The organism is Pseudomonas sp. JAI111, assembly GCF_024809425.1.
In the GTDB taxonomy this organism is placed as follows: domain Bacteria; phylum Pseudomonadota; class Gammaproteobacteria; order Pseudomonadales; family Pseudomonadaceae; genus Aquipseudomonas.
This window is the reverse complement of the sequence record NZ_JANUCB010000007.1, coordinates 1-13605: the sequence shown is the minus strand read 5'-3', so window position 1 is coordinate 13605 and position 13605 is coordinate 1. Positions and strand designations below refer to the sequence as shown.

The following is a 13605-nucleotide window of genomic DNA, read 5'->3' as shown; positions in this document are numbered from 1 at the left end:
TTGTACTTCGGCTCTCTACTCGGTCAACTCTCTCGGAGAGAATCCCCGGCCGCCCCTCCTGTAGAGAATCGCCGATGTTCGATCCAGTCAACGAGCCGTCCTGTCGTCTCGATGTAGAGGGTCTGTCCGACCCTGTCGAGGTCTTGGCCTTTACCGGTAGTGAAGCGATCAGCGAACCTTTCGTGTTCGAGGTGGATCTGCTGATCGATGATCCGACACTGGACCTGGCAAGCCTGCTGTACCGCCCGGCTTTCTTGCACTTCGGACCGCCAGGAAACGGAATCCACGGCCATTTGCTTGAACTCGTCCAGCCTGGTCAAGGCGTCGGTTCGAGGCTTTGCCGCGTGCGCATCGGGCCGAAACTGGCCTGTCTGGGGCTGCGCGTCAGCCAACGAATCTTCAGCAATCGCTCGGTGCCAGACATTCTTCGTCAGATGCTCAAGGAGCATGGCATTACCGGCAAAGGTTGCCGTTTTGATGTGAGTGGCGACTACACGCCGCAAGACTTCTGCACGCAGTACCGGGAATCGGACCTGCAGTTTCTCCAGCGTCTTTGCGCCCAGGAGGGGCTTCATTACTGGTTCGCGCATCGCGCAGGTGGACACTGCCTGGTTTTCGGTGATGATCCGGGACAATTTAGTCGCGGTGAAACCGTCGTTTTCAATGGCGACGGCGAACGACCGGGTGTGCTCCCGTTCACGCTGCGGGGGCGCGATCATCGGTTGGAGGGTGATACCCAGCAGCCAACACTGCGCAGCGGTCAGTGGATGTCGCTGTCCGGTCATCCGATCATGGAATGCAATCGTCGCTGGCTGCTGACCTGCGTCGAGCATCAGGCTTCGGAATCGGGGTATCGAAACCGGATTCATGCGCTGGCGGGGGAGCGTTCGATCCTGGTGACTCATGCACTCGGCAAGCCGAGGATGCACGGTCTTCAGCGGGCGTGGGTGGTAGCGATCGATGAACCGCAACCGGATTCGTCCCGGCCGGTTGCCGTGCAGTTTGACTGGGTTTACCAGGGGGAAGGTGCGGCGCCGAGTCATTGCTGGCTGCCGATTGCGCCGCAGTTGGCCGACACAGAGGACCTGCCATTGCGCGAAGGGGTGCAGGTGCTGGTGAGTTTTATCGAAGGCGATCCGGACCAACCGTTGATCACCGCATTTCTTCCTGGACCTGTACCGATCAAGGCATCCAGCGTGCCACCCGCTGCGGCGCCCGATGCGAGCCTGGCGCTCAGCGGTTTGCTGGGACAGTTGCAATCCAGCGAGCCGCTGGCGCTTCTGTGTCTGTTGCCCGCAGGCGGCAGTTTTATTCATTGCACCCAGCCTTTTTGCACCTGCCGACTGGCGACACAGTCTGGCCAGAGCGGTGCGGCATGATCACCGTCCAGGCACCTGACTCGACGGCGCAATGGTTATTGCTCGATGTCCCGGGCGAACCACGGGTCGGGGCGGCGCTGCGCCAGCAGTTTGCTCAGGCTCGACAGTTCCTGTTGTTCGATGGCACCGAGTTCCAGCCATTGCGCGAATACGGGCCAGTGTTGGTCGACCTTGAGCAATGCCCGCTGCTCGCCGGACTGTGTCACCGCGAGCCTCACGTCTGGAGCGGATTGTTGCTGACCAGCGAGGCATCGCCGTCACAGTTGCTCGACCATTTGCGACGCATGCTGACGGTTTCTTTCGGCCTGCATCACCGTGCCTTGTTGAGCTATTACAACCCGCACACCGCCAGTTACTTTTTCGATGCCTGCGATGCCCAGGAACTGAGTCGCTGGCTCGGCCCGATCAGCCAGTTGCGCTGGTTTGGCGGCACCTGGGCCGACCGCGCAATCGGCAGTCAGGGCTGGCAGCAATTGTTCAATCCCGGGCTTGCCGTCAGTGCGCTGGCCATCGAAGAAAACCTGACGCCGCGCCAGCAGGACACCTTGCAAACCTGCATGCTGGAGCAGCACGTCTGGCATTGGAGCCGATCCACCGGGACCGACTACAACCGCCTGTGGTCCGACGCGCAGGAAGGACTGGCGCTGGGCTTCAGTGAGCGTGCGGTACTGGATGGCTGGTTATGGCTGCGTTTGCAGTATCCCGACACTTTGCCCGTGCAGCCATTGCCGGGAAGCACTCAGCAGGAACGGCTCGATAACCTGCGTAACCTGTGGCAGGACGATTCCTCTGGGCAGCCAGGCCCATGAGCCTGGCGCTGGAGGTGCCACGCCGGCCCGATTCAGTGAACGTTGCCGGCGAACCAGCCGTCGTTGCGGCGCAGGTACCAGGCAAACGCGCCGAGGGTCAGGCTGCGCAGCAACATGAACAGCAAGAACGTTATCCACAGCCCATGATTACCAAAACGGTGGAGCGCCCAGGCAAAGGGCAGCAGCAATAGCACCGTCAGCAGCATGCCGTTGCGCATTTCCCGGGCGCGAGTGGCGCCAATGAACAGGCCATCGAGCAGGTAACTCCAGACGGCAATCAACGGCAGCACGGCGAGGTAGGGCAGGTAGATGAATGCTGTTTCGCGCACGCTCTGGATGTCGGTCTGCATCTCGATGAACAGATGCCCGGCCAGCGCAAACAGCGCCGCAAACCCCAGGCTCGCCAGCAATGACCAGCCGCAAGCGACCACCAATGAGCGACGCAGCGCCTCTCGATCACGCGCACCGATGGCATGTCCGCACAGCGCCTCCACGGCATGGGCCAAACCATCCAGCGCGTGGGCGGTCAGCAGCAAACCGTTGAGCAGCAGCGCGTTGGCCGCGACGGTGGCATCACCCAGCCGCGCGCCTTGCACGGTGATCAGGAAAAACACCGATTGCAGCGCCAGGCTACGGATGAAGATGTCTCGGTTGACCGCCAGCAGCGGACGCCAGCTCTTCCACAGCGCCAGCGCGGCCCAGGCGATATGACCGGGATAGGCGCGCAGGGCGTGGCGCGTCATGTACAGGCCTATCAAGGCGCCGGTCCATTCGGCGATGACCGAGGCCCTGGCCGCACCGACCACGCCCCATTCCAGTCCGAGGACGAACCACAGGTTCAGCGCGATGTTCACCAGGTTGGTGCTCAGCAAAATCGCCAGCGGTGCCCGGGCGTTCTGGGTGCCGAGAAACCAGCCGACCAGCGCATAACTGGCCAGCGCCGCCGGCAGGCCGAACAATCGGGTGTGGAAGAATTCGCGGGTCAGTTGATCCAGTTCCGCCGAGGGTTGCATGAAGTGCAAAGCAACGCCGCTCAACGGCACACCCAGTGCCCCGAGGAGAATCGACAGGCCCATCGCCAGCAACAAGCCCTGCAACAGGATCTGCCGCAACGCTGCGCCATCTCCTCGACCGGCTGCCTGGGCGGCAAAACCGGTGGAGCCCATGCGCAGAAAGCCCATGGCCCAGGCGAGAAAGGTATACAGGCTGGCCCCGACCGCGACGGCCCCCAACTGATGGGCGTGGGGCAGGTGGCCGATGACCGTGCTGTCGACCAGTGCCACTAGCGGTACGGAAATGTTCGAAAGGATCATGGGCGCAGCGAGCGCCCAGACCCGGCGATGGGTAGGGCGGTCGCGCCAGTCGGCAATCAGGTTGGACATGCAGGCTCCTTGGGGAGCCAGCATTGTAGCGACAGTTTGTGATGATCGTTCCCATGCTCTGCGTGGGAATGACTCCTGTGACGCTCTGCGTCACGACGTTTTGGACGCGGAGCGTCCCGGGCTGCATTCCCACGCAGAGCGTGGGAACGATCAGTCAGGTTGTCAGTGGATGATCCAGCTCAGCAACCAGAGCCCCAGCAGCAACCAGATGATCCCCATGATGATCGAGGCGTTCATGAACGCCCGAATCGCTGACCACAACAGCATCAACCCCAGAATCAACGCGATGATCGTGATAATCGACGTTTCCATGCCCAAGGCACGGGACAAGCCTTCGACAAAATTGCTGCCGGCATGGCTCAGCAGGTTGAACAAGCCACTGAGGCCATCAACGATAAAGCGGATGACCGAACCGAGTGCCTGACCGAGCCATTCGAAAAAACTTTCTACCTGCATGTCGTGAACGTCCTGATGTAAGGGGTTGAGGCTTGGGCCATTGATCGCGATGGCGAGTTCCCTGCAAGCATAGAGGGTTGCATAGACCCTGTGGGAGCGGGCTTGCTCGCGAAGGCGGTTTGTCAGCCAGCACTGATGTCGATTTCAGTCCGTTTTCGCGAGCAAGCCCGCTCCCACAGGAAAAGCACCCTTGCCATCCCCGGCCATCCCCCCGAAGCTATACGCCTTCAGGAGAGCCCGATGAACCTTGTTGAACTGACCGAACGCCTGCACGCCATCCGTGACCGCAATGACTGGCGGCAATTTCATAGCCCGAAAAACCTGGCCATGGCCGCGAGCGTGGAAATGTCCGAGCTGGTGGAGATCTTCCAGTGGCTGACCGAAGACCAGTCGCGCCAGTTGCCGGCCGACAAACTCGCCCACGCCGGGCAGGAAGTCGGCGACATAGTGCTCTATTTGCTGCTGCTGTGCAGCGAATTGGGGCTGGACATGGATGAAGTGGTGCGCAGCAAGCTCGCGGACAGTGAAAGGAGGTTCGGCTCATGAGCGACCGTCATTTCGATCAGTTGGCGACCCGCTTCGCGGAAAAGATCTACGGGGGCGCCAAAGGCGCGATCCGCCTGGCCGTGCTTCAGGCCGACCTGGCTGAAACCTTGCCGGAGCGGCCGTTACGCGTCCTGGATATCGGCGCGGGCCTGGGGCACATGTCGCTGTGGCTGGCCCAGCGCGGGCATGATGTCACGCTTGCCGAGCCCGCCGAACCGATGCTCGAAGGCGCCCGCCAGCGCTTCGCCGAGGCCGGGCAGAGCGCCACGTTCATTCAGGCGCCGTGGCAGGAACTGCTGGGTCAGCTCACCGAACCTTATGACCTGGTGCTGTGCCATGCCGTGCTGGAATGGCTGGCCGAACCGCACGCGATCCTGCCGGTGCTGCATCAGTTGACGAAGCCGGATGGTTGGCTGTCATTGGCCTTCTACAACCGCGATGCGCTGATCTATCGCAACCTGCTCAAGGGTCACTTCCGCAAAATGCGCAAGAACGACATGGCCGGCGAGAAGCAAAGCCTGACGCCGCAGCAGCCTCTTGATCCGCGTGAACTGGCGGAGCAACTTGAGGGTCTGTGGCGGGTCGAAACTCAGAGCGGAGTGCGGGTTTTTCACGATTACATGCCGGTGGAATTCCAGGCCCGCGCCGAACTGGTGGACCTGCTCGAAATGGAGCTGGCTCACCGACGTCACCCAAGCTTTGCCGGGCTTGGGCGTTATTTGCACTGGATCTGTCGGCCGGTCTGATCGGAGCTCGAAATGAAAACTCGTGCAGGGTTACTGATGATCTGTCTCGGGTTGTCGGCGTGTCAGGGCAGCAACCCTTATGTGGCGTCGTCCAATCCGTTGCCGCCGGCACCGCCTCAAGCGGCCAGCACCTTCGACCGCAGCGCCTACCCGGCACCGCCGCGTGACTACGGTCGTTACCGCAGCTGGGCCTGGCTCAACGGGCAACTGCCGCCGGGTAGCGTCTGGGCGGACTCGGCCGAGGTCGCAGAAGCGGTCAGCAATGCCCTCGACCAGCGCGGCTTGCGGCCGTTGCACGATACCAGCCGCCCGGCTGACCTGTTTGTCAGCGCCGATCTGCACCTGGAGACCCGCTTGCGGCAGGTGCAGGATGACTATGGCTACGGCGGCGGTTACTACGGCGGCGGTTACAACCATTACGGCAGCGGCTATGGCATGTACAACACGGTGCCGATCGTGCGCACTTATCAGGAACAGGTCGTGGTCGTGCGGGTGGATTTGTTCGACGCAAGCACCGGTCAACCGGTGTGGAGTTCAAGTGCTGAAACCGGCAATCGGGGCAGTCAAAGCGAGCGGGCGGACGCGATCCGGGAGGCTGTAGAAAAGGCGATGTCGGCGTATCCTCCTAGTTAGCTTCTGTGGTTTGGAAGCCTTTGAAAGGTTCATGTCTTCAACCCGGAGAACCATCATGATCCGCCGTTTTACCTTACTGGCTTTGGCCGTGCTGCTCAGCGCTTGCGCCGCCAACCAGGTCAACAGTGACTTCGATGCCAGCCGCGACTTCGCCGCTTATCGCAGCTGGAGCTGGAAAGAACCCGCCTTGCAATATCGCCCTGATGACCCACGGATCAAGAGCGACCTGACCGAACAGCGTATCCGCGAATCGGTGGCCGACCAATTGGATCAGCGCGGCCTGCGCCCGGCCGCTCCTGGCAGCAAGGGTAATCTGGATGTCCAGACCTACCTGATCATCGAAGAGCGCCAGCAGCAGGTGACCACCAACTATGGCGGCGGTTGGGGTAATCCCTGGAATGGTTATTGGGGCGCACCGATGTACAACGAAACCCGTAACATCAGTTACAAGGTGGCGACCATCCAGATCGATCTGCTCGATGGCAAGGACGGCAAACTGGTGTGGCGTGGCAGTGATGAGCAACTGCTCAGCCGTACAACCAACCCTTCCGATCGCAGCAATGCGATACATGAAACCGTAGGACGCATCCTCGCCAACTATCCACCGCACTAAACACCGCCCCCCAAACACCATGCCCCCCGTGTGGGAGCGAGCCTGCTCGCGATGACGTCGGTCCACTCGACATTAATGTCAACTGACTCACCGCTATCGCGAGCAGGCTCGCTCCCACATTAGTTTTTGCATGTGAAGTGGCGTCTTGCCAGCAGTCTTGTCGAGCCTTGTCTACACTGCTTCTGACCCAAGGAGGTAGCCCTCGGTTGTGCACCGGCAAAGGAGTGCGCGATGTCTTCCCGACTGCAGTTCTACGGCGCGACCCGACAACGCGGGGCTATCGGCATGATGGCGGCGCTGACGCTGGGCATGGCCCTGGTGTTTGTGCTGCTGGTGGTCGACAGCGGTCGGTTGTACCTGGAAAAGCGCGACCTGCAGCGCGTGGCGGACATGGCCGCACTTGAAGCGTCGACGCGAGGCGGCGATTGCGCCGCCGGGGCCACGGCCACGGTGTATGCCAACGCCAGTGCCAACCGCAATGGCTTCACCTTTCCCGGCCCCAACCGCAACCTGCAGGTGGCCTGCGGTGTCTTGACCCTGGACGCCAATAACCTTCGAGTCTTTGCCGGCGACCCAAGCAAAAGCGAAGCCATTCGGGTGATCGCCAGCCATGTGGTCCCGCAGAGTTTCGCCGGCGGCATCGGCGCACTGTTCGGTGGCGCGCCGCGCGGGGCGACAGTCAACCTGTCCGCCACGGCGGTCGCTGCCTTACCGCCACCCCTGGCTTCGCTGACCATTCGCAGTACAGCGCTGAGCGTCGATACCAGCAAGTCGGTCATGCTCAATGCGTTATTCGGTGGATTGCTCGGCGGCAACCTGAACATCAATGCCGTCGGCTGGAACGGGCTGGTGAACACCAACATCAGCCTGCTCGGCTACCTCGACCGGCTGAAAGTCGACCTCAACCTCAGTGCCGCCGGGTATGACCAGGTGCTGGGCAATACGATTGCCGTCAGCCAGTTGATGCAGACCGCCGTCAACGTGCTGGACCCCAGCGGCACACTCGGCGCGACGGCCACCATCGGCAGTCTTCAAGCGCTGAAAGTCGCGGCCGGTACAACAAGCGTTGTTCTGGGCAACATGCTGCACATTGAAACCGGCAGCAACGTGACGGCACTGGCCACCAACCTGAAAGTATTCGACCTGATCGAAGCGGTCGTGCAACTGGCCAACAAGAAAAACGGCCTGGTGGCGACCCTGCCGATCAACCTCTCGGGGCTGGCGCAAATCACCGCTCGGGTACAAGTCCTGGAGCCGCCCCAACTCTCCGCCATCGGCAATCCGAAAAACGCCGCGTTCGCGCCTTTGGGGCCCAATCGGATCTATGTGAAAACGGCTCAGGTGCGCACACTGCTGTCGGTCAACCTGCCCATTCTGAGTGCCATCCAACCGTTGCTCGCGGCGGCGGCTGATCTTGCCGGCCCCCTGACCAATACCTTGAATGCCTTGCTTCATCTAAATCTGGTTGGTGTCATCGATTCATTGACCTGCGCGCTGGGGGCTGATTGTCAGACACCGTCAATCGTGCCGCTTTCCAATGTCGTGGGCCTCGACGTTGCAGTGGACGTGGCGAGCGCCAACAGTTACGTCACCGCGTACAGTTGCCTTAGCCCGACCAGCAAGACATTGACCACCAATACCAGCACGTCCTTGGTGAATCTGAAAGTCGGCAAGATTGACCCGAACACGACGTTCGGCAGCAACACCGCGCCGCCAGCCGTGGTGGTGCAGCCGTTGAAGGTGATCGATATCGGGGTGAAAACCTGTCGCCGGTTCCTGATCTTTCCCGTCAGTTGCGACCCACGGATTCCGGGCGTCGGCGGCGGGATCGATATCATGGTCGACACCACCGTGGCGCAGAACGCCAATATCCCTCACGTCTATTCCGCACCACCGGCAACCAGCCTGCCGGAGATCAACCAGCCACCGTTTTACTATTCCTTTTCCACCAGCAATATCGTCAGCAGCCTTTCCGACACGCTGACCAATATCAAGGTCAACATGTATGGCCCGACGGGCAGTCTGGTGAGTGGTCTGGGGACGATTCTCAGCGCCGTCACCAGCGTCCTGGTCGACACTATCAACGGTGTGCTCAGCCCATTGCTCGATACCTTGATCAATACACTGCTGGTCAGTCTGGGCATCGACCTGAACAAGGTCGATGTCGGCGCCAACCTCAGCTGTCAATCCGGGCGTGCGTCACTGGTGATCTGATCGTCGTCGGCGATCGGCAACTCAATGCAGAACCGGGCGCCCTCGACGGTGTTGTTCACGCTCAGATGACCGCCCATGTTTTCGACGATTCCGTAACTCACCGACAGGCCCAACCCGGTGCCGATGCCCGCCGGTTTGGTGGTGAAGAACGGTTCGAAAATCCTGTCCAGCAGCCGCGGATCGATACCGCCGCCGTTGTCCTCGACCCACAATCGCACCGATTGCTTGTCCCGTTCGGCGTACAGCGAAATCCACGGTTTGAGCTCACGATCGGTCTCGCGTTTGCTCAGCAATGCGTCCCTGGCGTTGACCATCAGGTTGATCAGTACCTGTTCCAGTTGATCGATATGGCCGCGCACCTGCACCTCAAAATCGGTCTGACTGATCCGCAGTTCGACGCCTTTGCCACGCATCCCTTCGGCCAGCAGTGACAGGGTGCCCTGGATCGCCTCGGCCGGATTGAACGGTTGCTGCTCGATCTCCGAGCGGCGGCCGAACACTCGCATGTGATCCACCACTCGCGCGGCACGCTGGACCTGCGCGTCGATGCGGTTGAGCTTGTCGGTCAGATAATCGAGCTGTACCTCACCGCTGTTCAGGCGTTTGAGCACATTGACGATGGCCATGCGCATCACGTTCAACGGTTGATTGATTTCATGGGCCAGCCCGGTGGCCATTTCGCCGAGGGTGGCCATCTTCGCGCTTTGCGTGAGTTGTTGCTGGGAGCGCCGGACTTCGGTGTTGTCGCGGCCCACGGCCTGGATCTCGAGCAGGCGCCCCTGCTCATCGAACACCCCGCGATCCGACCAGACCCACCACGCATGTTCCCGTCCCGGCAATTGCAGATTGATTTCCGCGGTGCTGACCGGTACGTCCGGGCTCAGTCGGTTGAGCCGCTGGAGGAACGCGACGCGTTGTTCGTCTGACATCCAGCTGCCCAGATTCACCCCTGGCAGTTGCTCGGGCGAGCACTCCAGATACGTCGCCAGTGGCCGGTTACCAAAGATCAGGGTCAGGTCGGGGCGATACCGACAGATCATCGCCGGAGAATCCTCCACCAGTATTCGATAGCGCTCTTCGCTCTGTTTGACTTGCTCGGTGGCGAGGGTCGCTTCAGTGACGTCCAGCCACAAACCAACGGCTTCCACCGGCAGGCCGAGGTCGTTGCGCAGCAGCTTGGCTTCGTCGAGCAGCCAGTGGTAATCGCCACGGCCATCGCGCATGCGATAGCGACAGCGCACCGAGCCTTCACGCAACAACAGTCGGGTGCGTTCAAAATAGCGGTCGCGGTCCTCGGGATGAACCCTTTCTGTCAGTGCGCCGGCAGTGCAATCGGCAAGTTCCAGGCCTAGCAACGGCTGCAGGCTGGCGCTGAAGAATGTCGGCAGCAACGCTCCTTCCACGTAACGCTGCACGTAGATCACGGCCGGCGAACTGGCGATCAGATTGTCCAGTCGGGCATGGGCCGTCGAGGCGTTCTGTTCCTGGGTCTTGATGTCGCTGATGTCGAGCATGAAGCCCACCAGTCGGCGGTTTATTCCGCCACCCAGGACCTGGCCTTGCAAGCGATACCATCTCGGTGTTTGTGTCGCGTCAGGGCAATGCAAGCGCACACACAGGAGCAATGGAACGGCATCGTCCTGCCAGTCTTGCAGACGGCTGCGAAGTTCTTCGCGGTCGGCAGGGTGCACGCGATCAAGCCATGCGCTCAGCGGCACCCGGGTAGCGGGCAAGCTCAGCGTGTCGGCGAGCGATGGCGCCAATTGCACTTCGGCGCTGGTGCTGAAAACCTCGAGCCATCCGGTGCCGAGCAACGCTTGCAACGAGTCCAGCCGTTCCAGTTGCAGGTGATGCCGATGCTCGCGCAACCGTTCCAGCAAGGGGCTGGCGAGGGCGGCGGTGAGCAGCAACCAGTCGCTGTCGTTCAGATCGGGGGCGCAGCGCTGCGGCGCATAACAACCACACAGCAACCAGGCGACCACGCCGTGTGCATCGTAGTAAGGCACCGCCAGTCCTTCGGCAGGACCAAAGATATCGTGCAGGCGAGGGTGCTCGCCGAGCGCCAGGTGATGCACAGCGGTGCCGCTCAAACTGTCGAGCCCGGTGCCCAGGCGTTGGTTGTTTTTCCAGAGCTGCGGGGCGTCGCAGGCGGCGTAATGCTGATGAATTTGCCAGCCCTGTGCCTGCTCATCGAGCAACGCCACGGCAATGCAGGGAATATGAAAGCGTTGAGCCAGACTCTGCAGTTGGTCCACCAATACGTCAGTCAGCCGCGTCAGGCTGCACAGGCGCAGTTGCTCGCTGATTTTGGCCGCGAGCAAATGACTGTGTTCGCGACTGCGCGATTGTCGACGCTCAAGCAACAAGTCGCCGATGTCCAGCAGTTGCAACAGCCAGCCGTTCGCCAATGGCTGGACCCAGCCGCGCAAATGCAGCGGATGTCCGCTGAGGCTATAAAAATCCAGGTCCAGCATCTGCCCCTGCCAGTCCGACGGTATGCCTTCGACGGCGAGGCTGCTGTGGGGCATGAGGTAATCGAGCAAAAGCGATGGCTGCGCGGCGGGTACTTGCTGGGCCAGGGCATGGCGCAGCGGACCGGTCAGGTGCAGCACCCGACCTTCGGCGTCCAGATGTAATTGCAGGCCGACAGTTGGCACGCTCAGGGTGTCTGGCGGAGCCATTGGCGGTAGCGGTTGGCGGTTAAGCAGACGCCCGAAGAGTTTGTCACCGGAACTCAAAATTGCAGGCTCGAACTGGCGGTGAGGTTGGCCGGCAGGTTGGGCACCGGGCCGATTCCCGGTAGCACCAGAAACGGGATCACCCGGTTCAATTTGCTGGTGGGGTAGTTGATGGTGACCTTCAAGACTCCGCCCACATAAGTGGCACTGGCATCGGTGGCGACATTGAAGTTCAGCGCGGTGGGAATCCACGCCAGCTGCCGGCTCAACTCCGTGGTGGCAACGGTCTGCACGGCGGTGGCGTAGCCAGGTGTGCTCGGGTCCAGCGCTACGCTGCGACGCACCGCTTCGGCGGTCGACTGATTGAACGATTGCATCAGTAACAGCGGCAGGCTGTAACTCACAATCCCATAGAACACGGCGAAAAAGATTACGAACACCAAGGCAAATTCAATCGCCACGGCGCCTTTTTGCTTGCGGGGGAGGCCTGTTTTCATTAGCGCGTCTACCCTGACTGTCACTGCGTAATATCAGCATAGAATCATTCAGCCATAACGGATGTTTTTTACCGAATGCAGAGCTTTGTACTACTGACCTGGCTGGCGTTATGCGCCGCTCAGGATGCTCGAGAAAAACACATTGCCAATGGCCTGACCCTCGGGGGCGGCTTACTGGCGCTCGTCTATTTGCTCTGGACTGATACCACTTGGCTGGGCGCCGAGGCGGCGCAGGGTGGCTGGGCTTTTTTGCTGGCGCTAGCCTTCACCTTGCCTGGTTATGCGATGCGACGCCTGGGGGGCGGCGATGTGAAATTAATGACAGCCTTGGGTTTGGCGACAGACGGTAGGCTGCTGCTGGGCGTGTTCATCGGCGCCGGATTGGCCAGCGTCCTTTGGCTGCTGCTCGCGCCAAAAGTCTGGCTTCATATGAGTCAAAGGGTTAGGGATCTTCTTAGATATTTAGGGCCGCAATCGTCAAAAAAGCCGCCGTTTGCTCCGTTTGTGCTGGTCGGATTTTTGTTCGCGCTCGCCTGGATGCACTAGTCGCCAGGCTCGGGTACTTCCATGTACATAGTTGGGAAGTGCGTCTACTTTCAAATCAGTTGTTGTACAGCCTTTGGTGCAAGTACAGGAACGGTCAGCCTTGACCCCGCAAGGAGTTGCTCGTGAACAAGTTTACATCGGCTGTAAAAATCCTCGTGGTGGACGATCAACCTCTGGTTGTTGAAGAGCTTTGCGAGTTTCTTCAAGGGAGTGGTTATCGCTGTGTCCCTTGCGAGTCAGGCAGACAAGCCATCGAGCGGTTTCAGGATGATCTGGAGATTGGTCTGGTGCTCTGTGATTTGCATATGCCTGACAAGAACGGGATTGAGTTGGTTCAGGCGTTGCAGGTGTTGGCTGGTAAGCATCGTGCGTTCGAAGCGATCATGCTTACGGGGCGTGCGGATAAGCAGGATGTGATCAAGGCTTTGCGCGCCGGGTTTGCTGATTATTACCAGAAGCCGATTGATCTGGATGAGTTGCTCGAAGGTGTTCAGCGTCAGGAGGTGGTGTTGCAGGAGCGGCAGAAGAGTGTGCAGCTGGGGCATTTGGATCAGAAGCTGCAGTATCTGTCGGAGTCGATCGATGATCTGTATCAGGATCTGGATAGGGTTCGCCAGGGTCCGCAGTCGTCGGATTTTTCTGATGGCGATGGTGTGGATCGGGTGCGGCTTCCGGCGGTTTTTCATCAGTTGTCGCCACGGCAATTGGAGGTGGCGCAGTTGGTGGGGAAGGGGCAGACCAATTATCAGATTGCCTGTGAGTTGGGGATTACCGAGAACACGGTGAAGTTGTATGTGTCGCAGGTTTTGCGGTTGACGCATATGCATAATCGGACGCAGTTGGCTTTGGCGCTTTCGCCCGGTGGGTCTGGGGTTCTTCGGCGTATTGCTCACTGAGGTTTTTTGGTTTTTTGGTTTTTGGCGGGGGGTATATCCGTTGTTGCGGTAACGGCGGCTGGCGGTTTCGCCCTTATGTATGGACTCGCCCACACTGACTACCTGCTTTTCAAACACTGCTACCCGGTTGCATTTATGTATAAGGCCTGTCCGAGGAAGCTGTCTTGAGCTTCTGGCCAACATTGGTTGAGCTCGCGGTATGCCGATTAC

At 60.3% G+C, this 13605-nt stretch carries 13 protein-coding genes; 9 read left to right on the top strand and 4 right to left on the bottom strand.

What is annotated here, in order from left to right; genetic code table 11:
- Positions 1 to 74: 74 nt before the first annotated feature.
- Positions 75 to 1379 (top strand): type VI secretion system Vgr family protein, encoded by a 1305-nt coding sequence (locus HNR03_RS20840; protein WP_259155541.1) that lies wholly within the window; start codon positions 75 to 77, stop codon positions 1377 to 1379.
- Positions 1376 to 2188: a DUF4123 domain-containing protein gene (locus HNR03_RS20835; RefSeq protein ID WP_259155539.1), complete on the top strand. Its 813-nt coding sequence runs from the start codon at positions 1376 to 1378 to the stop codon at positions 2186 to 2188. The genes HNR03_RS20840 and HNR03_RS20835 overlap by 4 nt, the downstream gene beginning before the upstream one ends.
- 32 nt (positions 2189 to 2220) lie before the next feature.
- Here HNR03_RS20835 and HNR03_RS20830 read toward each other — a convergent pair whose 3' ends face one another.
- Both HNR03_RS20830 and HNR03_RS20825 read right to left on the bottom strand, forming a co-directional pair.
- Complete coding sequence (locus HNR03_RS20830; protein WP_259155538.1) at positions 2221 to 3570, bottom strand: MATE family efflux transporter; 1350 nt, start codon at positions 3568 to 3570, stop codon at positions 2221 to 2223.
- Positions 3571 to 3732: 162 nt separating this feature from the next.
- A complete protein-coding gene (locus HNR03_RS20825) occupies positions 3733 to 4026 on the bottom strand; it encodes a hypothetical protein (protein WP_222589612.1) in 294 nt (97 codons plus the stop codon).
- Between the two features lie 240 nt (positions 4027 to 4266).
- On the opposite strand from HNR03_RS20825, the gene HNR03_RS20820 reads away from it, so the two are divergent.
- The 5 genes from HNR03_RS20820 (at position 4267) to HNR03_RS20800 (ending at position 8778) form a co-directional block, all read left to right on the top strand.
- Positions 4267 to 4572 (top strand): MazG-like family protein, encoded by a 306-nt coding sequence (locus HNR03_RS20820; protein ID WP_259155535.1) that lies wholly within the window; start codon positions 4267 to 4269, stop codon positions 4570 to 4572.
- Entirely contained in the window at positions 4569 to 5318 is a 750-nt protein-coding gene (locus HNR03_RS20815) for a methyltransferase domain-containing protein (protein WP_090176010.1), read from the top strand. The genes HNR03_RS20820 and HNR03_RS20815 overlap by 4 nt, the downstream gene beginning before the upstream one ends.
- A gap of 12 nt (positions 5319 to 5330) precedes the next feature.
- Positions 5331 to 5951 (top strand): DUF4136 domain-containing protein, encoded by a 621-nt coding sequence (locus tag HNR03_RS20810; protein ID WP_259155534.1) that lies wholly within the window; start codon positions 5331 to 5333, stop codon positions 5949 to 5951.
- 55 nt (positions 5952 to 6006) lie between these two features.
- Entirely contained in the window at positions 6007 to 6564 is a 558-nt protein-coding gene (locus HNR03_RS20805) for a DUF4136 domain-containing protein (protein WP_259155533.1), read from the top strand.
- Between the two features lie 231 nt (positions 6565 to 6795).
- Entirely contained in the window at positions 6796 to 8778 is a 1983-nt protein-coding gene (locus HNR03_RS20800) for a TadG family pilus assembly protein (RefSeq protein ID WP_259155532.1), read from the top strand.
- Here HNR03_RS20800 and HNR03_RS20795 read toward each other — a convergent pair.
- Both HNR03_RS20795 and HNR03_RS20790 read right to left on the bottom strand, forming a co-directional pair.
- On the bottom strand, positions 8748 to 11516 hold the full coding sequence (locus tag HNR03_RS20795) for an ATP-binding protein (RefSeq protein ID WP_259155531.1): 2769 nt from the start codon (positions 11514 to 11516) through the stop codon (positions 8748 to 8750). The genes HNR03_RS20800 and HNR03_RS20795 overlap by 31 nt on opposite strands.
- Entirely contained in the window at positions 11513 to 11953 is a 441-nt protein-coding gene (locus tag HNR03_RS20790) for a TadE/TadG family type IV pilus assembly protein (RefSeq protein WP_259155530.1), read from the bottom strand. The genes HNR03_RS20795 and HNR03_RS20790 overlap by 4 nt, the downstream gene beginning before the upstream one ends.
- 75 nt (positions 11954 to 12028) lie before the next feature.
- Here HNR03_RS20790 and HNR03_RS20785 point away from each other — a divergent pair, with 75 nt between their 5' ends.
- Together HNR03_RS20785 and HNR03_RS20780 are read left to right on the top strand one after the other, a co-directional pair.
- Positions 12029 to 12499, top strand: coding sequence for a prepilin peptidase (locus HNR03_RS20785; protein ID WP_222589618.1), 471 nt, complete (start codon positions 12029 to 12031; stop codon positions 12497 to 12499).
- Between the two features lie 122 nt (positions 12500 to 12621).
- Positions 12622 to 13395, top strand: coding sequence for a response regulator transcription factor (locus tag HNR03_RS20780; protein ID WP_222589619.1), 774 nt, complete (start codon positions 12622 to 12624; stop codon positions 13393 to 13395).
- Positions 13396 to 13605: the final 210 nt, after the last annotated feature.

Coding starts and splice junctions, on each gene's coding strand:
- HNR03_RS20840 (WP_259155541.1), top strand. CDS start 75: ATGTTCGATCCAGTCAACGAGCCGTCCTGTCGTCTCGATGTAGAGGGT.
- HNR03_RS20835 (WP_259155539.1), top strand. CDS start 1,376: ATGATCACCGTCCAGGCACCTGACTCGACGGCGCAATGGTTATTGCTC.
- HNR03_RS20830 (WP_259155538.1), bottom strand. CDS start 3,570: ATGTCCAACCTGATTGCCGACTGGCGCGACCGCCCTACCCATCGCCGG.
- HNR03_RS20825 (WP_222589612.1), bottom strand. CDS start 4,026: ATGCAGGTAGAAAGTTTTTTCGAATGGCTCGGTCAGGCACTCGGTTCG.
- HNR03_RS20820 (WP_259155535.1), top strand. CDS start 4,267: ATGAACCTTGTTGAACTGACCGAACGCCTGCACGCCATCCGTGACCGC.
- HNR03_RS20815 (WP_090176010.1), top strand. CDS start 4,569: ATGAGCGACCGTCATTTCGATCAGTTGGCGACCCGCTTCGCGGAAAAG.
- HNR03_RS20810 (WP_259155534.1), top strand. CDS start 5,331: ATGAAAACTCGTGCAGGGTTACTGATGATCTGTCTCGGGTTGTCGGCG.
- HNR03_RS20805 (WP_259155533.1), top strand. CDS start 6,007: ATGATCCGCCGTTTTACCTTACTGGCTTTGGCCGTGCTGCTCAGCGCT.
- HNR03_RS20800 (WP_259155532.1), top strand. CDS start 6,796: ATGTCTTCCCGACTGCAGTTCTACGGCGCGACCCGACAACGCGGGGCT.
- HNR03_RS20790 (WP_259155530.1), bottom strand. CDS start 11,953: ATGAAAACAGGCCTCCCCCGCAAGCAAAAAGGCGCCGTGGCGATTGAA.
- HNR03_RS20785 (WP_222589618.1), top strand. CDS start 12,029: ATGCAGAGCTTTGTACTACTGACCTGGCTGGCGTTATGCGCCGCTCAG.